Below are 19,443 nucleotides of genomic sequence, written 5' to 3'. Positions count from 1 at the left end.
CGGCGGAGGCATCCGCCGGTCGAATTCTGTGCCTGCGGCGTTCAGCCGACGGCCTGGCGGATGCCCGAGGGGGGCGTGCTGAGCGCCTCCCTGATATCGTCGAGCGGAACGAGATGGTCGACCGGGCCGATCGCAGACAGCGTCGGTGCGGTGTCGAAGAACAGGCGTCCCGCCAGATCGGTCAGGCGTTCGGTGGTGATGCCGGCCAGCCGTTCCATCATTTCCTGGTTGGGAATCGTCCGACCATAGAGCATCATCTGGCGCGCAATCTGACCGGCTCTTGCTGCCGGGCTTTCCTGCCCCATCAGAAGCTGGGCGCGGATCTGTGCCCGCGAACGGTCGATCTCCTGCTGGTCGATATGCTCGGAGGCCTTGCGCAGCTCGTCGATGATCACGGGCACGAGTTCCGGCAGGTTCTCGCCGCCGGTTGCCGCATGGATGCCGAAGATGCCGGTGTCGGAGAAACCCCAGTGGAAGGCATAGACCGAATAGCAGAGGCCGCGGATCTCGCGCACTTCCTGGAAAAGACGCGACGACATGCCGCCGCCCAGGATGTTGGCGAGGATCTGCGAGCAATAGAAGTCCCGCATGTGATAGGCCTTGCCCTCGAAGCCGAGCAGGACCTGGGTGTCCATGAGGTCGCGTTCGACACGCGCCTCGCCGCCCGTGTAGCGGGCGGTATCCATCACCGGGGTCGCCGATGGCTTGGTCGGCAGCGAGGCGAAACGCTGCTCTACCTGTTTGACGAAGGCGTCGTGGTCGACGGCGCCGGCAGCGACGACGAACATCCGGTCGGTGGTGTAGTTGCGCGACAGATAGGCGCGGATCTGGTCACTGGAAAACGATTGAACCGTCTCCGGCGTCCCCAGAATGCTGCGGCCGATGGTCTGGTCCTGGAAGGCGCGTTCGGAGAAACGGTCGAAAACCACATCATCAGGCGTATCGTCGGCCGCGCCGATTTCCTGCAGGATGACGTGTTTTTCGCGTTCCAGTTCGTCTTCGTCGAACACGCTGTCCGTCAGGATGTCGGCGAGGATGTCGACCGCGAGCGGGACCGTATCCTTCAACACGCGGGCGTAATAGGAGGTCGTCTCGGTCGAGGTGGCAGCGTTCAGTTCGCCGCCGACATTCTCGATCTGCTCGGCGATCTGGCGCGCAGTTCGCTGATTCGTTCCCTTGAAAGCCATATGCTCGAGCAGATGGGCTATGCCATGCTCGGCCTCGGTCTCGTTGCGCGAGCCGGACTTGATCCAGGTGCCGAGAGCCACGCTTTCCAGATGCGGCATGGTCTCGGTAACAACAGTCAAACCCGAAGGAAGCCGGGTGCACTCAACATTCATGGTCCGTCTTTCCGCGCTTCCTACCTGACTGCTCTCGCATGATCACTGACAAAGCTTTCAACGGCTTTCAGGTCTGCGGGCAGGACTTCGAAGCGCTCCTCCCTGTCCATCAGATCAGCAAGCCACGCCGGAAGCGCGGGGTCAATACCGGAGGCCGATTTTACTGCGGTCGGGAATTTCGCCGGATGAGCTGTGGCCAGCACCACCATCGGGCTCTGCGGCTTCTCGAATTTCTTCGCCACATGCACGCCGACGGCCGTATGCGGGTCGAGCAGGTAGCCGGTCTCGTCGAGAACGGCGCTGATGGTCTTTGCCACTTCCTTCTGCGTCGCGCGTCCGGCGCGAAAATCCTTGCGGATGAATTTCAGCGCGTCCGGCTTGATCTCGAAGGCGCCGGACTGCTTCAGGCCTTCCATCGAGGAACGGATGGCGGATGCATCGCGGCCATAGGCCTCGAACAGCAGGCGTTCGAAATTCGAGGATATCTGGATGTCCATCGACGGTGAGGTGGTGGCCGAAACGCCCTTCATCTCGTAGCGGCCGGTCTTCATCGTCCGCGCCAGAATGTCGTTGTCATTGGTGGCAATCACCAGCTTGTCGATTGGCAGGCCCATCTTCTTGGCGACGTAACCGGCAAAGATGTCGCCAAAATTGCCTGTTGGAACGGTGAAGGACACCTTCCGATCGGGTGCGCCGAGTGCAACGGCGGAGGTGAAGTAATAGACCACCTGCGCCATGATGCGCGCCCAGTTGATCGAGTTGACGCCCGACAGCCTGACACGGTCGCGGAAGGCGCCGTCGTTGAACATCGCTTTGACGAGGTTCTGGCAGTCGTCGAAATTGCCCTCGACGGCGATGGCATGTACGTTCTCGTCCTTCGACGAAGTCATCTGGCGCTGCTGCACCGGCGAGACCTTGCCATGCGGGAAGAGGATGAAGATGTCGGTGCGGGAGCGTCCGGCAAAGGCGTCGATCGCCGCACCCCCGGTATCGCCCGAGGTCGCGCCGACGATCGTCGCACGCTCGCCGCGCTTTTCCAGCACATGGTCCATCAGGCGCGCAAGCAGCTGCATCGCCACGTCCTTGAAGGCGAGCGTCGTGCCGTGGAAGAGTTCGAGCACGAAGGAATTCGGTCCCGTCTGCACCAGCGGCGCGACCGCCGGATGCTTGAAGGTGGCATAGGCCTCGTCGATCATCGCCCGGAAGGTGGCGGGCTCGATCTCGCCATTGGTGAAGGGCAGGAGCACTTCAAAGGCGACCTCTTCATAGGATTTGCCGCGCAATCCGCGGATCGCCTTCTTCGACATCTGTGGCCATTCGCGGGGAACGTAAAGTCCGCCGTCGCGGGCAAGACCCGCCAGCAATGCGTCACAAAAGCCGAGGCTCGGGGCCTCTCCGCGGGTCGAGATATATTCCACGTCGCTTATCCCTAGAGTTCAAGAATTCGGAGCCGAAGCCGCCGTCAAACCTATGGCGTTTCGGATAAAGAGGTTTGCCCGTTTGCGCCAGTGCGCCGGCCAGGATTTCGCAAGCCCGGCAGTGAAGTGGCGCATCTCCGGCAGTAGGCCATTTGCCGGCACGCGATGGCCCATCGAAAATTGAAGCAAATTGCCGGCTACCCAATCGATTTTTGTCGTGGCCGCTGGTATAGACCATCCGCGAGGGCGCTGAAAAGCCTCAAGTTTGACTGTTTTTCGGCCTTTGGCCGAGCATGCGGAAGGTGAAGTCTCGTGTCTGTAAACGTGTCGCGCGGTGTTATCGCCGTTTCGCTGATGATGGTTCTCTCGGGTTGCAACGCCGGCAGCCTCGGCGGCGGCCTCGGCCTTTCATCGTCCCAGCCGGCAGCGGCGACGCCAGCCGCAGCACCCGACCAGCAGGCCTTCGTTCAGGGCTTCTGCCCGCAGATTTCGCTGCGTGACGGCACCGCCGTCTATCGGAGCTACGTGCGCGGCAAGGACGGTGATGCCCAGCAGGTGGTCTTCCAGGCCTCGCTCGCAGATACGACGCGCTCCTGCGCCCGCACCGACACGACGCTCACGGTCAACGCCCTCATCCAGGGCCGCCTCGTCGCAGGCCCGCAGGGCAAGGCTGGAACGATCAACCTGCCGGTCCGCGTGACGGTGGTCGATGGCGGGCAGGAGGTGTTCAATGAGGTCGAGCAGTATCCGGTATCGCTCGCCGACGTGAACATGCCCACCCAGTTCATCTACAGCAAGGCCGTCACCGTGCCCGGCAATGTCTCCGGCATGACCCGTGTCTTCATCGGCTTCGAACAGCCCAAGGAGAAGTAGTCCGGGACCCGAGGCGTCGCGCCACGCTCAGCCTCGCCGCGTCAGCGCCACCAGATAGCGCGTCGGACCGTCGCTTTCATTGACGAAGACACAATCGGCAGGCGCTCCGAGCTGCAGGCAGTCGCCGGCACCGAGCCGGTAGCTGCGGCTGCCCTCGATGAAATCGAGCCTCCCCTCGAGCACCAGAAGCTGCTGATGCTGGAAGCTGAAGGCAGAAGCCGGGTAGGGCACCCGCACGCCGGGTGGCAGCACGACCTCCAGGAGTTCCAGCTGGCCGCCCAGGGCAGGCGAGAGCGTACGCCGCGTATAGCCCGTTTCCGGATCAGTCCAGACCGGCTGATCGTCCCGCCGTGCCAGACGATCGCCCTCCCGTTCCGCAAGTGCGAGCAGCACCGAAAGCGGCAGTCCGAACGCCCCTGACAGCCGGCCGAGCACGGTGGCCGTCGGGCTTGCCTCGCAGCGTTCCACCTTGCTGATCATCGCCTTGGAGACGCCTGATCTTGCGGCGAGCTCGGCAAGCGACCATCCCCGGCTTTCGCGCTCAAGCCGGATCCGTTCCGCAATGGCCCTTGCCTGGCGGTCGGGGTCGCCAATCGCGAATGTCACTGCGGTCTTGGGCATCGTGCCTCTTGTCAAATTCGTGGTCTCTGTCTTCTATAGTGGACGATAACATAAAATAGGCGACGGAATGCCGACAAGCTACCGCGCCTGCCAGACCATGCAAGGGGGCGAAATCCAGTGGCGCGCGAAATCCGTTTCAATGCCTTCGACATGAACTGCATCGGACATATCCAGCAGGGCCTCTGGACCCATCCGCGCGACCGCTCGATGCAATACAGGAGCATCGGCTACTGGACCGATTATGCAAAGCGTCTGGAGGCGGGCCTTTTCGACGGCATTTTCCTGGCCGATGTCGTCGGCATCTATGATGTCCTGAGCGGCAGCCCCGCGCCGGCCCTGCGCGGTGCCGTCCAGGTGCCGGTCAATGATCCGATGATGCTGGTCCCGGCCATGGCCTCGGTGACAAGCCATCTCGGTTTCGGCGTCACCGCCAACCTCACCTATGAACAGCCTTTCCTCTTTGCCCGCCGCATGGCCACCCTCGACCATCTGACTGGCGGTCGCATCGGCTGGAACATCGTCACCGGCTATCTCGACAGTGCTGCGCGCGCGATCGGTCTTGACGGCCAGATGGCCCATGACGACCGCTACGATCTGGCGGATGAATACATGGACGTGGTCTACAAGCTCTGGGAGGCAAGCTGGGAGGATGACGCCGTGCTCGCCGACAAGGTCGCCCAGGTCTATGCCGATCCGGCAAAGGTCCACGCCGTCCATCATCATGGACGGCAATACAGGGTGGATGCGGTCCATCTGAGCGAACCCTCGCCGCAGCGCACCCCGGTGCTCTACCAGGCCGGCTCTTCGCCGCGTGGTCGCCAGTTTGCAGCGACCCACGCAGAATGTGTCTTCGTCAACGGCCAGAAGAAGGAAGGCGTGCGCGAGATCGCCACCGACATCCGCAACCGGGCCGAAGCCATCGGCCGGCGTGGCGATGACATCAAGCTCTTCCTCGGCGCCACCATCGTCACCGGGCGGACCGAGAAGGAAGCGCGCGAAAAATTCGAGGATTATCGTCGCTATGTCAGCTCCGAAGCGGCACTCACCCATGCCGCCGCCTCCATGGGCATCGATTTCGACAAGTTCGACATGGATGAGCCTGTCGAGACGGGAAAGAGCCAGGCGATCACCTCCAACATCAAGGCCATGGACCGCGCAGCAGGCCCCCAATGGACCAAGCGCAAGCTGCTTGAGCAGATGGTGCTCGGCAGCCGCCAACCGCCGCTCGTCGCCTCGGCCGACCAGGTGGTCGACTGGCTGGTGGATTGGGTCGAGGACACCGGCGTCGACGGTTTCAACCTGTCGCGCACGGTCGTGCCGGAATGCTTCGACGACATCATCGAACTGATCGTGCCCCGCCTGCAGGAATGCGGCCTCTACAAGACGGCGTATGGCGAGGGTCCACTGCGCCAGAAGCTCTTCGGCCAACCCCGCCTGAGCGACCGCCACATCGCCGCGTCACACAGACAGCCGCAGGGCTGACGGGCCTGTCTTCAAGACGGCAAGGCCGCGTTGCACCGGTCGGCGCCTCACCTTGCTCTCTGCGATCCGTGAATGTTACGTTATCATGACGGGGCGATATTCGCGATTCAGGGGATGCGAGCCGGATTGAAGAGGCAGCAGGGGTGCCCGCATGTGGCGCCCTGTTGGGGAGGACTGATTGAAAATTGCAGTCGTGAGAAACCCCATTGCGGGAGGCCGTACTGGCCAGAGGCAATGGGCGCCTTTGCTTGCCGCCTTTCGCGCCCGTTTTCCGGACATGGAGATCCATGAAAGTCGTTCCAGCGGCGACGCGCGTCGCCTCGCCTGCGAGCTGGCCGCCGGCCCTTACGATCTGCTTCTCGTTGCTGGCGGTGACGGGACCATCAGCGATGTCGTAGACGGCGTGCTGACATCCTCCCGCCCGGACATGCCGCTTGCCTTCCTGCCGGTCGGCACGGGCTGCGATTTCGTCCGCAACTTCGCACTGCCGGCCGATCCGGCAGCGCTGGCCGATCACATCGCCAATGCCCCGCTTCGAAAGATCGATGCGGGCCTCCTGATCGCGCGGGATGGCAACGGTTCAGAACAGCGCCGCCATTTTGCCAACATCACCAGTGCCGGCATTTCCGGAGAAATCGTCGATGCCGTCAACGCGCCTGGCCGCCCGCGCATCCTCAATGGGCCGTTGCGCTTCCTCGTCCATTCCGCGCTCGCCATGCTGCGCTACCGGCCTTACGATTTCGAGGTTCTCGTCGATGGCATGCTCGTACACCAGGGACGGCTTGCGCTTGTTGCGATTGCCAATGGCGGCTGGTTTGGCGGCGGCATGCATATCACCCCGGATGCCGACATAAGCGATGGCATGTTCGAGGTGGCGGTGATGCGCGAGGAACGGGTTCTCGGTCTTCTGAATTTACTGGGACGCCTGCATTCCGCCGGTCATGTCGGTCATCCGCTCCTGAGTTTCCACAGGGCAAGACGCGTCGAGGTCCGCCCGCGTGACCCCGCCCGCTTTCCCATCGAAGTCGATGGCGAGGCGCCCATCCGGGGCGGTTTCGTGGCCGAGATCCTGCCGGGCGTCCTGACCGTCAGGACCTAACGGAGAATGGGGATCGCGTCAGAACGCGCCTTCCCATTCCGCCATGGCCGCGATCACGCCGGGCAGGTCCTGCATCCGGGCGATCACGGTTTCCGCACCCGCATCGGTCAGCTTGTCGGCATGCGAGGGATAGGTGTGCGAAGCGCCGGTAAAGCCGATCACCCGCATTCCGGCTTCGCGCGCGGCATGCACGCCATGCACGGAATCCTCGATGACGATGCACTTCGACGGGCTGACATTGAACTGCTTGGCACCATGCAGGAAGATGTCAGGCTTCGGCTTGACGCGGTCGGCGCCGAGATCCTTGGCCGAATAGATATGCGGCGCGAAGAACTCCTTGAGCCCGACCTTCGACAGCATCATGTCGAGGCGCTGCGACGACGAGTTGGAGCAGATGCAGCGCGGGCCTGATATCCGCGACAGCGCATATTGCACGCCCTCGATCGCCTTCACCTCACGCGCGAGCTTCTGGTCGAGCAACTGTTCCGACTTGTCGATCAGGCTTGCCGACAGGGGAATGTCGACTTCCTTCTCGATCGACAGAAGAATGTTCTTCCAGGTCATCCCGGCGAAGCGTTCGCCCATTTCCTCGACCGAGATCGGGTAACCGGCTTCCGTCAGAAGCTTCGACTCGACCTTGGCCGCGATGATCTCGGAATCGACGAGCACGCCGTCGCAATCGAAAAGGGTGAGGTCGAAGCCGCTCATGGAAACATCCGTCATGTGGTCCAGGGAAGGTCGCTCCCTACACGATCGGAACGACAAGGACAATCACGTGCGGCGCAGGGCTGGTGTGCCGTCAGGTTGGTTGGCGCCGACAGGGCTAGCCTTCGGCCATCGCGAGCAGCACACGCTCGAAATCCTGCGGATAGCGCTTCAGCCCGCCCGCCTTCTCCATCATGTCTGCAAGCCAGATCCCGTCGGCGGCGAGCCTGACGGCCACCAGTCTTGGATCGCCATCGGTCTCGGCATGCTGCGCCATGCGGCTGTCGAGCCAGCCCGACCAGAGCGATCGCAGCGCAGGCTCCGAGACGATCGCAACGGAAAGTGCCCCCCAAAGGCTACGCTCACCGAGCAAACGGTCGGAAAAGCAGGCCCGCACATAGGCTCGCGTAAAGCGGCCACGCGACACCGGGTCGATAGCCATGGTCCGATCGATCTCGCGATCCATCTGCTCCAGGAGGTCGGCGAAGACCGCCGCCAGCAGCGCTTGCTTGCTGTCGAAATGGTGCAGCAGCCCGCCCTTGGTCACGCCCGCCCGATCCGCCACCGCCTGGATGGTGATGGCCGATGCCCCCTGTTCGGCGGCGATCTGGGCTGCACAGTCGAGCAGGGCGCGTCGCACCTGCTCCGGCTGCTTCTTGCGGTGATGGGCCGAGAGAGGAGCCTCGGCGTCTGCGGGGGAGGCCGTCATCAGTGCGACACCGAACTCGACAGCGTGTTCATCACGATCACGCCACTGACAATCAGACCGATGCCGGCAAGGGCTGCATAGTCGAGGCTCTGCTTGAAGACGAAGACGCTGATGAGGGCGGTCAGCACGATGCCGAGCCCGCCCCACATCGCATAGGCGATGCCGAGCGGCATGCCTTTCAGGGCCTGGGAGAGGAGATAGAAGGATGCGGCATAGAACATCACCATGCCCGCTGTCGGCAGGAGCTTGGTGAACTGCGCCGATTTTTGCAGCAGCGTCGTGCCGATGACTTCGAGCACGATCGCAGCGGCGAGCGCGCCATAGGCGGTGAAAGCGGGGGACATGAGTCTGCTCCAGATAATCAATTGAGCTTAAACATACCATACGGTAGGTTTGTTTTCAAGATCCAAAAACGAGACTTGGGAGTCGCTATGAAAACTGTAAGTAGAGAAAACAATAATCAGGTATCAAAATATTGACATAACACAATTTTGCCCTGTTTGCGGCGCGAGCTTGGCCGCCGTCAAAGCGGCCTATTCCACCAACCACAGGACATCCAGCATGTGCCAGGAATGTGAACCACAGGGACTTGATCGCCGCCAGCTTTTCAGGCTCGCCGGTGGCGGCCTGACCGCAGCCGCCTTGATCGCGGCGACAACAGCCACCGCGACTGCTGCATCTTCCACAAGCCAGGCGACGGCGCCCGCCGCCGCGTCGGCGCCCGTGACGCCCGCCGAGGCGCTTGCTCGGCTGAAGGAAGGCAATATCCGTTTCGTCAAGGATGCCGAATCCTGCGCCTCCAATCTCGCTTCGTTGCGCGGTGAACTTGCCGGTGGCCAGCATCCCTGGGCGACCATCCTCACCTGTTCCGACAGCCGTGTCAGCCCGGAGCTTGTCTTTGGCGGCTCGACGCTGGGCGAACTCTTCGTCATTCGCAATGCCGGCAATGTGCTCGACACCGGCGCGCTCGGCACCATCGAATATGGCGCCGAACATTTGAAATCCCCGCTTGTCGTTGTCATGGGCCATAGCAAATGCGGCGCCGTCACGGCGGCCTGCGACGAGGTGGTCAAGGGCGGCGAGGTCGGGGGCTCGATCGGCAAGATGCTGCAGCCGATCCTGCCGATCGCCTTGAACGCCCGCGACAGCGGCAACGACCTGGTGACCGAAACCATTCGCCGCAACGCCATTTCCGGCGCCCGCCGCGTCGCGGAAGAAAGCGAGATGGTCCGCGAACTGGTCGCTGCCGGCAGCGTCAAGATTGTCGCCGGCGTCTATGACATCAAGTCCGGCGCGGTCGAATTCATCGAGGATATCTGAGGCTGGGGAAGGGCGGCGATGGGCAACCATCGCCGCCTGCCTTCAGTCGCGCAAGGCCGCACGCACACTCAGGCCTCCGGATACATCGCCCGGAACCGCCGTTCCCCCTCCGGTGAAAACTGGATTACCCGGCTTTTCTCGACCCGCCGCGCATCGCCCCGGTCAAGCATCTGCGACAGCAGCGCCTGACCCAGCGAACCGGCCAGATGCGTGCGCCGCTCGCTCCAGTCGAGGCAGGCCCGGCAGACCGGGCGCCGCTGAGCCTTCAATCCAGCGCAGTCAATGCCATGGCGCAGCAAAAGCGTCTCGCCTTCACCTGTCAGCCGCAGCGCCTCGCCCTCTGCCTCGATCGCACCCTGCCGGATCAGGCTGTCGAGCATGCGCACACCATAATCGCCGGCGAGATGGTCGTAGCAGATCCGCGCCTTGCGCAGCTCCGGCGCCTTCGGGCCGATCCGGTGGCGCAGATGTCCGCGTTCTGCGGCAAAGCCCATCAGGCTTTCGATCATCTGCCCGACCTGAACATCGGACAGCGCGAAATAGCGATGCCGGCCCTGCTTGCGCTGGCAGAGAAAGCCACCCTCTTCGAGCTTCGAGAGATGCGAACTCGCCGTTTGAAGCGTGACACCCGCTGCGCCCGCAAGCTCGGTCGCCGTCAAAGCCTTGCCGCCGAGAAGTGCGAGCAGCATGTTCGCCCGCGGAGGATCGCCGATCAGCGATGCGATGCGCGCAATGTCAGGTCCTTCCGCCATCAGATATTCTCCATGGTCTCAAGCGCAGTCTGCACCGTGATTGTAGCGCATGCTTCGATGCCGGTCGAACTGTGGAGGAGGACATGCGCCGCAGACTTCGACCCCGATCGAAGCATCACCCTGTGTCGCCATGGCAAGACCCGCCTCGTCAACAACGAGGAGCCCCCCATGATCACCTGCATCATCCGCTATCGCATCGACCCCTTCGGTCGCGACGATTTCGCCACATACGCCCGCAACTGGGGCGAGGCGATCCCACGCTGCGGCGCCGATCTCGTCGGCTATTATGCGCCACATGAAGGGTCGGCGACGACGGCCTATGGCATCTACCACATCGAAAATCTGGCGGCCTACGAGGCCTATCGCGCAAGGCTCGCCGCCGATCCGCTGGGCAAGGCCAATTACGACTTCGCCAGGAACGCCCGCTTCATCCTGGAAGAGGACCGCCTCTTCCTCAAAAACGTCTCCAACCCGGCACCACCTAAGGTCCAGCCATGATCGCCGTCATCTTCGAGGTCATCCCCTTCACCGGCGAGCGTCACCGCTATCTCGATCTCGCCGGAGACCTGCGCGCCCATCTGGAAGCGACCGACGGTTTCCTCTCCGTCGAGCGCTTCGAAAGCCTGACCACGCGCGGCAAGCTGCTCTCGCTCTCCTTTTGGCGCGATGAAGAGGCGGTTCGCCGCTGGCGCGAGACGGATGAACACCGCGCCGCGCAAACGGCCGGCAGGGGCGGCGTCTTCGCCGATTACCGTCTGCGCGTTGCTGATGTCTTGCGTGACTACGGTCTTCATGCGCGCGACGAGGCGCCGGAGGACAGCCGGGCGAGGCATGGATGAGGTGAGGGTTGGGGAGAGCACCGCAGTCCCCTCCCTCGACAAGCCATGCCCCGCTCACTATGCATGACCGCATGCCCAAGACGCGCGACGATTCCTTGAAGGACACGGTGGCGAGCCGCATCAGCCGCGCGCTGGCGGAGCGCATCATCCATGGCGAACTCGTCCCCGGTTCGCGCCTCGCCCAGGACCATATCGCCGAGGAATTCGGCGCAAGCCATGTGCCGGTGCGCGAGGCCTTTCGCCGGCTGGAGGCGCAAGGCCTTGTCGTCAGCATCCCGCGTCGCGGCGTTCGCGTCGCAAGCTTTGATCTCAAGCAGGTCCGCGAAGTCGCCGAAATGCGCGCAGCACTCGAAGTTCTGGCGCTCCGCCACGCTGCCCCGAACCTGACGCCGGAGGTGCTGGCCGCAGCCGAACAGGCCGCAGCCGACGCCGATGACGCCAAGGATGTGCGAACCTGGGAGGAGGCCAACCGCCGCTTCCACCGGCTGATTGTCTCGACCTGCGGCATGCCGCGCCTGCTCTCTGTCATCGACGACCTGCACGCCGTCTCCGCCCGCTTCCTCTTCGTCGCCTGGCGCGCCACCTGGGAAGCCCGCACTGACCACGACCACCGCGCCATTCTCGAAGCGCTCAAGTCTGGCGACGCATCGGAAGCCGCCCGCATCCTGGAGCGCCACGTCCAATGGATCGGCCGCGCGCCTCTGCCGGTGCCAGGCCGCGCCGAAACGGAAGGCTTCGCCATCGTCGGGTGAGCGTCGCCGAGCCGTTCCGCCGCACTCCACCTCCCCCTTGAGGGGGGAGGTCGCCGCAAAGCGGCGGGTGGGGTGAACCCCGCTGACCTGTCCAACTTCCACTTGCTTTGATCGCTGCCATATCGCCTTCGTTTCCGGGAAACGTCGAGATCACCCCACCCCGGACCTTCGGTCCGACCCTCCCCCTCAAGGGGAGGGTGTTGGTGGCGCCACCTCAGGCCCCCCATCCTGGCAGAAGAAGGTTCCGCTCTCCGCTGACCCACTATCGCGCTGTGATAGAAGCGCCCCTCTCTGGTGACCAGCCCTCATCCTGAGGCGGGAGCGAATGCTCCCCTCGAAGGACGAGGGCGTGTGGCTCCTCCGTGGCCTCGCCCTTCGAGGCCTGCTGGCGCAGGCGCCTCAGGGTGAGGGGCGAGGTCGCGCCTTCAAGTTAAATTATAGATAAAAATGAAAATGTGATGCCACTTTGCCCTTTGTTTGGCGGTTTGATTGCCAAACGGACAGCCTTGACCGCAAAATTCCCCAAGCGCCATCTTGGCATCCGCCGATTCCATAGATAAAAGATTCTCCGTCACTTCAAATTATCTATAAAATGGAGATTGCCCATGACGACCATTCTTGCGCCCGCCGCCCGCGGTTTCGATCCGCTCGGCATTTCAGGCCGTTCGCTTCCCATGCAGGCCGCCCTTCTCCTCTTCGGAACGGGCGTGTTGGCCCTTGCCTCGCAGATCTCAGTGCCCATGGTGCCGGTGCCGATCACCATGCAGACCTTCGCGCTGACGATGATCGGCGTGCTCTATGGCTGGCGTCTCGGCGCCCTGACCGTACTCGCCTGGCTCGGTGAGGCGATGATGGGGCTGCCGGTTCTGGCCAATGGCGGTGGCGGGCTTGCCCCCTTTGTCGGCCCAACCGCCGGTTATCTCGTCGCCTTCCCGATCATCGCGGCACTGGCCGGTTACCTCGCAGAGAAGGGCTGGACGGGCAGCCATGTGGTCAAAAGCTTCCTCGCCCATCTCTCGGCCAACATCCTCTGCCTTGCGATTGGCGGCGCATGGCTTGGCTATCTCATCGGTGTTGAAAAAGGCTTGGCTCTCGGCGTCACGCCCTTCATCCTGGGGGCCGTGCTCAAATCCGCGCTCGCCGCCGCCCTGCTGATGGCGCTTGCCCGCCGCAAGGCGCAGCCGCTCGACCTCTGAACTGCTGATAACCGACAGACACGTACATGACCGTCCGGCTCCGCGCCCACCACCTGCTCTGCATGCTGACCTATGTCGGCAAGGGCTATTCGCCCGCCTTCGTCGAGAACTACGAGGTCATTGCCGCAAGGCTCTCGGCCGGCGAGGGGATCGAGCTGGTGGCGGGGCCGGACGACATCTGCGGCCCGCTGACCGCAGACCCCGGAGCCCATTGCCATGGCGCAAGCGTTATCGAGCGGGACCGGGCAGCAGCAGACGCCGTTGCCCGCCTGATCGGCAGCCCGCTGCCGCCGGGCGCCCGCATCACCCCCTCAGCCGCTCTCATCGCGCGTCTCAGAAAAACCTTCGCCACCGGCGAGATCCGCACAGCCTGTTCCGGCTGCGAATGGTCCGGCCTCTGTGATAGCGTCGCCGATGGCGGTTATCTCGGCGTGCGAGTGGAGTCCTGAACGAGCGGCAGGTTTGCCCCATTGGCGCCGAGCGTCCGCACGAAACGCTGCTCAAGCACCTCGCGGCCCCACTGGCTGCCCTTTCTTTCCTCGACACAGCGAAACCCCTGCGCCTCGTAGAGATGCCGTGCCGCGTTCAGGCCGGCAAAGGTCCACAGATGGGTTTCCGGAACGGCCTGCTGATCGACAAAGCCCATGGCAGCCGTCAGCAGCCGACGCCCGACACCCGCACCCTGCAGACCGTCCTCGACGATGAACCAGCGCAGATGCGCAAACCCGCCCCCGAGATCCTCGCCGTCGATTGCGACCGAGCCGACGATCTCGCCGTCGCGAAGCGCGCACCAGATCGCGTTGCATGGCCTGTCCAGCCGGCCGGCGAATTCGGCAAGGCCCGAAGCCACCAGGCTTTCGAAACTCTGGCCGAAGCCGGAGCTGCGCGCATAGTGCCTTGCATGCATCTCGGTGATGCGGCCGATCAGCCCGGGCCGATAGCCCGCCGCGATCTCGATCCTGGAAGACGCGGGCTCTGACGCCGGAGACAGCGCGCCGGCATAAAGCCGCAAGCCATCCAGGGTGGTTGCCTGCTCGCGGGGCGTCAGGCGGCCCATCGCCTGCGTCACCTGCTGTTCGGCAAAGCGGTGGATCTGCGAAAGCCGCGCCTCGCCCGCAGGCGTCAGATACAGCCGCTTCACCCGCTTGTCGCGGCTGTCGGCTCGCTCTTCGACGTCGCCGGAAAGAGCGAGCTGGCGCAGCATCCGGCTGATGCTCGACTTGTCGAGGTTGAGCAGGCCGCAAAGCGCCTGTGCCGGGATGCCGGGTGCCGCCCCGATCTCGATCAGCGCATGCACCGCGGACGGCGAAAGCTCGGTCTGTGCCAGCGTCTTGCCCATGAAGCCGAGCTTGCGCACCAGCATGCGCGAGGCAGAACGGATCTCGGCGACATCAGGGGCCTGCAGCGTCATCGTTTTCTCCAAATAGGTTGCAATATGCAACTATAATGGAGAAATCGTCGCGCGCAAGGTGGGGCCGTCAGGCTCCCGAAATCTGCTTGCCCCGGATATGCCGATGGCGATGACAGGAGGCTCTTCCTCTGGCAGACTTCCCGCCCGGAGGCCCCCGCCATGATCACGCTCGATACGCTCCGCCAGATCATCCTTGCCCTGCCGACCACGGAGGAAACCACCTCCTGGGGCGCCGTGTCCTTCAAGGTCAACGGCAAGGCCATGCTGTTCTGGAACCCGATCCATGACTGCCCGGTCTTCAAGGTGCCCTTCGAGGAGCGCGATCATCTGATCGAGATGGACCCCGACACCTTCTTCACCACAGACCATCATCGGCCCCATCGGCTGGTGCTGGCCCACCCGGATCGGCTCGACGTCGAATGGGCGCGGGAAAACCTCACCCGCGTCTGGCGGGCGCAGGCGAAGAAGGCGGTGGTGAAAGAGTGGGATGTGGGACGGTAGCGGTCTTCTTCTCCCCAGCGGGGAGAAGGTGGCGCATCGCGTCGGATGAGGGGGATTCCGAAGGAAAACAGTGGCTTCGCCCCCCTCATCTGTCCTTCGGACATCTTCTCCCCGCTGGGGAGAAGAGGGAGCGCGCGGTGACGCCTCAGTATCAATCTTTGCCTTTAAACTCGGCTCGCTTTCGCGCCTTGAAGGCATCGAAATCAAACGGCTGTGGCTCGCCGGACTGCTCGCCCTCGATCAAGGCATCTTGTAGGTATACACTCGTTTCTGTGCCCGCCTTTGCTGCCTCAAGAAATTCGCACGCGTTTGCAGACTCAAGGTCAACGCCGCTATTCATTAATTGGCTGTTTTCAGGCTTGCTATCTTGTTCCGTCAATAGGTTGACCGTCCAAAGGGTCTACCTGATTTCCCCAGCGTATACTCTACTATTGAAGCGAGGGTTTATATGGATGCGGTCGAGCAGAATTTGGTGAACTGGCAAGCATCACTTTTGAAAAGCATACCAATCGCTGGACTGCTGGCGAAGGACCCCGTGGCGTACAAGTGGAAGGCTACCTTTCGGTGCTGGATGCTGCGCGAAGTGACCTTCTGGAGAGTTTCTGATTTGCTGACCCAGTCGTATGCTCTGCATCAGCAGGGACACAGTCTTGGCGCCCGCATTTTGCTGCGCAGCGGCTTTGAAACGCTGGCCGTCATGATCTACCTTAACCAGCTCATCCAAAAGGTGGTCACCAATGACATCGATTTTTGGACATTTTCAGAAAAAACCACCGTTTTGTTGTTGGGATCTCGCAATGGATCAACGGACGTGAAGTCGCTGAATATTGTCACAATCCTGGAGAATTGTGACAAACGGTATCCAGGATTGATGAGCCTCTATGCGTTTCTCTCGGAGAGTGCGCATCCGAATTATGAAGGAATGTCAAAGGGGTACTCGATCATCGACCATGACGAATATGAAACTCAATTCTTGAATCGCTGGACTGAACTTCACGCCAACGAGCACTTGAATTCTATGCAGCTTTGTATGGAGACGTTTCATCACGAGTACGACGACGTTTGGCCCAAGCGTATGAATGCGCTTGAGCTTTGGCTTCACGATAACGACACCGAGCTTGAGGCAGCGAAAAGCAGCCGCGAAGCAGAGTAATGCCTGCTGACAGCGCCCACCCATCCCACCCCCGCACAAAATCTCACCCCGTCTTCACCCTTCAGTAACCAACTTCGGTAACCATAAGCCTCACATACCGTGCTGCGTCAGCGTAAGAGTGAGTAACCCATGGCTTCTGTATTCCCGCTTGCCGAACTCCGCCGTTCTACGGACCCGTTTTCCTGGGTCGACAGCATCATCAAGGGCGATTGCGTCGCCGCCCTCGAAGCCCTTCCCGATAAATCCGTCGATGTGATCTTTGCCGATCCGCCGTATAACCTGCAGCTCGGTGGCGCGCTGACGCGGCCCGATCAGTCGGTTGTCGATGCCTGCGACGACGAATGGGACCAGTTCGCCTCGTTTGAGGCCTATGACGCCTTCACCCGCGCCTGGCTCTTGGCCTGCCGCCGCGTGTTGAAGCCGACGGGCACGATCTGGGTCATCGGCTCCTATCACAACATTTTCCGCGTTGGCGCCACGCTGCAGGATCTCAACTTCTGGATCCTCAACGACATCGTCTGGCGCAAGACCAACCCGATGCCGAACTTCAAGGGCCGCCGTTTCCAGAACGCCCATGAGACGATGATCTGGGCCTCGCCCGATCCGAAGGCCAAGGGTTACACCTTCAATTACGATGCGATGAAGGCGTCGAACGACGATGTGCAGATGCGCTCCGACTGGCTCTTCCCGATCTGCTCGGGTGGCGAGCGCCTGAAGGGCGACGACGGCAAGAAGGTCCATCCGACCCAGAAGCCGGAAGCGCTTCTCGCCCGTGTCATTATGGCCTCGACCAAGCCGGGCGATATCGTGCTGGATCCCTTCTTCGGCTCCGGCACCACGGGTGCCGTTGCCAAGCGTCTCGGCCGTCATTTCGTCGGCATCGAGCGCGAGCAGGATTACATTGATGCGGCCTCCGCCCGAATCGCCGCCGTCGAGCCTTTGGGCAAGGTCGAACTGACGGTCATGACCGGCAAGAAGGCCGAACCCCGCGTCGCCTTCAACGTTCTCTTGGAAGCCGGCCTCGTGAAGCCCGGCCAGGTGCTGACCGACATCAAGCGCCGCCACTCGGCCATCATCCGCGCCGACGGCACGCTGACGGCAAACGGTGAAGCCGGCTCCATCCACCGTGTCGGTGCACGCGTCCAGGGCATGGATGCCTGCAATGGCTGGACCTTCTGGCATGTCGAGGAAGAGGGCGCCCTGAAGCCGATCGACGACCTGCGCTCGGTCATCCGCAGCCGCATGGGCGGCCTGGAGTGACGAAATAGCTTCGGCGCCTTGAATGCGCCGAAGCCGATTTCCATCAATATTAGAATAACTTCACATGCGCGTGATCAGCTTCGAGCAAGTTGTGCGCTTTATCTCGGCTGCATTCGATCTTCTGGATCGAACTGGCGCGGGCAGGGGTCCGCCAACTCCACCCGCGCCAGCGCCTTATTCGCCCCTCCTGTCGGGCGCTCACCCCAAAAGTCGATATTCGCGCTCTCACGGTCCTAATATCCGGAGAGAGTGACAGGAAACACTTGATCAGCGATCGCTATCGCGCCACGATCCTGACTGCCGGCAGGCCATTGGGGGAATGCCCGGAAAAGGGTGCTCCATGACCCGGCATTCACTGAAATTCATCGGCATCATCGCACTTGTCCTTCTCGGCTTTGCCCGCACCAGCGCTGCCGAAACCTGTCCTGTCCTCGAAGGCTTTGCCCCGCTTGAGGCCTTGCCGGTCTATGACGGGGCCTGCCTTTACGGCGCCGAAGATGCAGGCTTCACCCGGTTCGAGCTGCCGGTCGGCCCGATGAAGGGCCGGACCGTGTCCGAGGTCAAGCCGATCGAGGGCCAGTTGCAGCGCCGCCTTTATGTGGCCCCTGAAGGCGCAAGCGCAGCCGATGTCTTTCTCAACTACCGTACGGCCCTGCTAGGGGCCGGCTTCTCCCCCCTGTTTGAATGTTCCGCGCGAACCTGTGGCAGCAACAATGCCCTGCTCGGCAAGCTCATCATCTACCCGCCGCAGCGGAAGCTGGGAAATCTGGGCAAGGCGTCGGAATTCGCGCTCTATATTGACGGCGACGAGCATTACATGGCCGCCGTCTCCGCAGATGGCACCCGCCATGTCGCGCTCTATGTCGCGCAAAACCAGAAAACCCCGATCTCCGAAAATGCATCGGAGCGCGCCGCCGTCCATCTGGATCTTGTCACCGCGGCAGCGCTCGAAAGCCGCATGATCGATGCCGCCGCCATGGCCAAGGGCATTTCGGACGAGGGCCATATCGCGCTCGACAATGTCTATTTTGACTTCGGCACGGCCAACCTGTCGCCGGAAGCAGCCCCGGCCATTGCCGAGATGGCAAAGCTCCTCACCGCAAACCCGGCTTTGAAGGTCTATATCGTCGGCCATACCGATTGGATCGGCGATGCCGATACCAACCTGTCGCTGTCGCAGAAGCGGGCTCAGGCGGTCATGGCAGCGCTGGTCTCCTCGGGCATCGCGGCAGAGCGTGTCGCCGCTGCCGGAATGGGCATGCTTGCCCCGCGCGCCAGCAACCAGACCGAGGCAGGCCGGGCGCTGAACCGCCGCGTGGAACTGGTCGAACGACCCAATTGATGGACGCAAACGGCCCGCACAAGCGGGCCGCAGGGCAGCATTGTGGCCGAGGAAGTCAGAGGCTGATCCCCAGCCCCCGAAGATCCGCCTTCAGCTTGTCCGCCCCGGTAAAATGCACCGCCTGCCAGCCGGCAGCACGAGCCCCTTCGACATTGGGATAGCTGTCGTCGATAAAGACGGTGTGGGCCGGTTCCAGTCCGAAATCCGTCGCGTGCCGCGTGTAGATCGCCACGTCAGGCTTGATCAGGCCGATCTCGCCGGAAACCGTCACGCCGCGCGGCGTGTTCAGGAACGGATACATCTTCCGCGCTTCGCGGAAGGTGTCGGCGGCAAAATTGGTGAGCATGGTGACGTCATGGCCATCCGCGATCAGCCCGGTCATAACAGCGACGCTCTCGTCATAGGCATGCGGCACCATTTCGGCCCAATGCTGGCGGAAGGCGCGGATATGCGCTTCCCGCTCGGGAAACTGTGCAATCAGCAGCGCTTCAGCCTCTGCCCAGTCGCGGCCGCGATCCTGCTCGATGTTCCAGTCATGCGTACAGACGCGCTGAAAGAAATCCGCCCGTTCTGCCGCATCCGGAATGATCCGCTGATAAGGCAGGTTCGGATCGTAATGGATGAGCACCTTGCCGATGTCGAAGACGATATGGCGGATTTCGGTCATGTC

At 62.5% G+C, this 19,443-nt stretch carries 23 protein-coding genes; 13 read left to right on the top strand and 10 right to left on the bottom strand.

All coding sequences use genetic code 11. From position 1 onward, the window contains the following. Nucleotides 1–41: 41 nt before the first annotated feature. A complete protein-coding gene (locus tag J2045_RS19490) occupies nucleotides 42–1,340 on the bottom strand; it encodes a M16 family metallopeptidase (protein ID WP_166601070.1) in 1,299 nt (432 codons plus the stop codon). Between the two features lie 20 nt (nucleotides 1,341–1,360). Continuing rightward, complete coding sequence (thrC, locus tag J2045_RS19485) at nucleotides 1,361–2,758, bottom strand: threonine synthase (protein WP_307376044.1); 1,398 nt, start codon at nucleotides 2,756–2,758, stop codon at nucleotides 1,361–1,363. A gap of 312 nt (nucleotides 2,759–3,070) precedes the next feature. On the opposite strand from thrC, the gene J2045_RS19480 reads away from it, so the two are divergent. Then, complete coding sequence (locus J2045_RS19480) at nucleotides 3,071–3,631, top strand: hypothetical protein (protein WP_307376041.1); 561 nt, start codon at nucleotides 3,071–3,073, stop codon at nucleotides 3,629–3,631. Between the two features lie 27 nt (nucleotides 3,632–3,658). On the opposite strand, the gene J2045_RS19475 is transcribed toward J2045_RS19480, so the two are convergent. Next, nucleotides 3,659–4,252, bottom strand: a complete 594-nt coding sequence (locus J2045_RS19475; protein ID WP_307376039.1) for a helix-turn-helix domain-containing protein — start codon at nucleotides 4,250–4,252, stop codon at nucleotides 3,659–3,661. A 117-nt stretch (nucleotides 4,253–4,369) separates the two neighbouring features. Between J2045_RS19475 and J2045_RS19470 the strand changes: the two genes are divergently transcribed. After that, on the top strand, nucleotides 4,370–5,734 hold the full coding sequence (locus tag J2045_RS19470; protein ID WP_307376038.1) for an LLM class flavin-dependent oxidoreductase: 1,365 nt from the start codon (nucleotides 4,370–4,372) through the stop codon (nucleotides 5,732–5,734). Between the two features lie 178 nt (nucleotides 5,735–5,912). After that, the gene (locus J2045_RS19465) at nucleotides 5,913–6,833 is read left to right on the top strand and encodes a diacylglycerol/lipid kinase family protein (protein ID WP_307376035.1); all 921 of its coding nucleotides are present in this window, start codon (nucleotides 5,913–5,915) and stop codon (nucleotides 6,831–6,833) included. An 18-nt stretch (nucleotides 6,834–6,851) separates the two neighbouring features. Here the strand turns inward: J2045_RS19465 and J2045_RS19460 are convergent, their stop codons facing one another. The 3 genes from J2045_RS19460 to J2045_RS19450 all read right to left on the bottom strand — a co-directional run bounded on the left by J2045_RS19460 (nucleotide 6,852) and on the right by J2045_RS19450 (nucleotide 8,591). Continuing rightward, nucleotides 6,852–7,541, bottom strand: coding sequence for an HAD family hydrolase (locus J2045_RS19460; RefSeq protein WP_307376032.1), 690 nt, complete (start codon nucleotides 7,539–7,541; stop codon nucleotides 6,852–6,854). Between the two features lie 115 nt (nucleotides 7,542–7,656). After that, the gene (locus tag J2045_RS19455) at nucleotides 7,657–8,247 is read right to left on the bottom strand and encodes a TetR/AcrR family transcriptional regulator (RefSeq protein WP_307376029.1); all 591 of its coding nucleotides are present in this window, start codon (nucleotides 8,245–8,247) and stop codon (nucleotides 7,657–7,659) included. Continuing rightward, nucleotides 8,247–8,591 (bottom strand): DMT family transporter, encoded by a 345-nt coding sequence (locus tag J2045_RS19450; protein WP_166601058.1) that lies wholly within the window; start codon nucleotides 8,589–8,591, stop codon nucleotides 8,247–8,249. Before J2045_RS19450 ends, J2045_RS19455 begins: the two co-directional genes overlap by 1 nt. Nucleotides 8,592–8,760: 169 nt before the next feature. Between J2045_RS19450 and J2045_RS19445 the strand changes: the two genes are divergently transcribed. Next, nucleotides 8,761–9,567, top strand: a complete 807-nt coding sequence (locus J2045_RS19445; protein WP_307376026.1) for a carbonic anhydrase — start codon at nucleotides 8,761–8,763, stop codon at nucleotides 9,565–9,567. A gap of 68 nt (nucleotides 9,568–9,635) precedes the next feature. Here J2045_RS19445 and J2045_RS19440 read toward each other — a convergent pair whose 3' ends face one another. Beyond that, nucleotides 9,636–10,319, bottom strand: coding sequence for an ArsR/SmtB family transcription factor (locus J2045_RS19440; RefSeq protein WP_307376023.1), 684 nt, complete (start codon nucleotides 10,317–10,319; stop codon nucleotides 9,636–9,638). 168 nt (nucleotides 10,320–10,487) lie between these two features. On the opposite strand from J2045_RS19440, the gene J2045_RS19435 reads away from it, so the two are divergent. The 5 genes from J2045_RS19435 to J2045_RS19415 all read left to right on the top strand — a co-directional run bounded on the left by J2045_RS19435 (nucleotide 10,488) and on the right by J2045_RS19415 (nucleotide 13,555). Next, entirely contained in the window at nucleotides 10,488–10,817 is a 330-nt protein-coding gene (locus J2045_RS19435; protein WP_307376021.1) for an NIPSNAP family protein, read from the top strand. Next, nucleotides 10,814–11,158: an antibiotic biosynthesis monooxygenase family protein gene (locus J2045_RS19430; RefSeq protein ID WP_307376020.1), complete on the top strand. Its 345-nt coding sequence runs from the start codon at nucleotides 10,814–10,816 to the stop codon at nucleotides 11,156–11,158. The genes J2045_RS19435 and J2045_RS19430 overlap by 4 nt, the downstream gene beginning before the upstream one ends. Nucleotides 11,159–11,229: 71 nt before the next feature. Then, on the top strand, nucleotides 11,230–11,910 hold the full coding sequence (locus tag J2045_RS19425) for a GntR family transcriptional regulator (RefSeq protein WP_307376017.1): 681 nt from the start codon (nucleotides 11,230–11,232) through the stop codon (nucleotides 11,908–11,910). A gap of 605 nt (nucleotides 11,911–12,515) precedes the next feature. Next, a complete protein-coding gene (locus tag J2045_RS19420; protein WP_307376015.1) occupies nucleotides 12,516–13,106 on the top strand; it encodes a biotin transporter BioY in 591 nt (196 codons plus the stop codon). Nucleotides 13,107–13,132: 26 nt separating this feature from the next. Further along, nucleotides 13,133–13,555, top strand: coding sequence for a DUF1284 domain-containing protein (locus tag J2045_RS19415; protein ID WP_307376013.1), 423 nt, complete (start codon nucleotides 13,133–13,135; stop codon nucleotides 13,553–13,555). Here the strand turns inward: J2045_RS19415 and J2045_RS19410 are convergent. Further along, nucleotides 13,528–14,517 carry a bifunctional helix-turn-helix transcriptional regulator/GNAT family N-acetyltransferase gene (locus tag J2045_RS19410; RefSeq protein WP_307376011.1) on the bottom strand — a complete coding sequence of 330 codons (990 nt, stop codon included), beginning with the start codon at nucleotides 14,515–14,517 and terminating at the stop codon, nucleotides 13,528–13,530. The two genes, J2045_RS19415 and J2045_RS19410, sit on opposite strands and share 28 nt — an antisense overlap. Before the next feature lie 159 nt (nucleotides 14,518–14,676). On the opposite strand from J2045_RS19410, the gene J2045_RS19405 reads away from it, so the two are divergent. Beyond that, complete coding sequence (locus J2045_RS19405) at nucleotides 14,677–15,018, top strand: MmcQ/YjbR family DNA-binding protein (protein WP_307376009.1); 342 nt, start codon at nucleotides 14,677–14,679, stop codon at nucleotides 15,016–15,018. Nucleotides 15,019–15,169: 151 nt separating this feature from the next. On the opposite strand, the gene J2045_RS19400 is transcribed toward J2045_RS19405, so the two are convergent. After that, entirely contained in the window at nucleotides 15,170–15,397 is a 228-nt protein-coding gene (locus tag J2045_RS19400; protein WP_307376006.1) for a type II toxin-antitoxin system ParD family antitoxin, read from the bottom strand. A gap of 69 nt (nucleotides 15,398–15,466) precedes the next feature. On the opposite strand from J2045_RS19400, the gene J2045_RS19395 reads away from it, so the two are divergent. The 3 genes from J2045_RS19395 (at nucleotide 15,467) to J2045_RS19385 (ending at nucleotide 18,773) form a co-directional block, all read left to right on the top strand. Beyond that, entirely contained in the window at nucleotides 15,467–16,171 is a 705-nt protein-coding gene (locus tag J2045_RS19395) for a hypothetical protein (protein ID WP_307376003.1), read from the top strand. A 129-nt stretch (nucleotides 16,172–16,300) separates the two neighbouring features. Continuing rightward, nucleotides 16,301–17,431, top strand: a complete 1,131-nt coding sequence (locus J2045_RS19390) for a site-specific DNA-methyltransferase (protein ID WP_307375999.1) — start codon at nucleotides 16,301–16,303, stop codon at nucleotides 17,429–17,431. A 340-nt stretch (nucleotides 17,432–17,771) separates the two neighbouring features. Continuing rightward, nucleotides 17,772–18,773: an OmpA family protein gene (locus tag J2045_RS19385; RefSeq protein WP_307375997.1), complete on the top strand. Its 1,002-nt coding sequence runs from the start codon at nucleotides 17,772–17,774 to the stop codon at nucleotides 18,771–18,773. Between the two features lie 55 nt (nucleotides 18,774–18,828). Here the strand turns inward: J2045_RS19385 and J2045_RS19380 are convergent, their stop codons facing one another. Beyond that, nucleotides 18,829–19,440: an HAD family hydrolase gene (locus J2045_RS19380; RefSeq protein ID WP_307375995.1), complete on the bottom strand. Its 612-nt coding sequence runs from the start codon at nucleotides 19,438–19,440 to the stop codon at nucleotides 18,829–18,831. Nucleotides 19,441–19,443: the final 3 nt, after the last annotated feature.

Source organism: Peteryoungia aggregata LMG 23059 (genome assembly GCF_030814435.1).
In the GTDB taxonomy this organism is placed as follows: domain Bacteria; phylum Pseudomonadota; class Alphaproteobacteria; order Rhizobiales; family Rhizobiaceae; genus Allorhizobium; species Allorhizobium aggregatum.
Note: the sequence above shows the minus strand (reverse complement) of the source record. Positions and strands in the feature narration are given on the sequence as shown.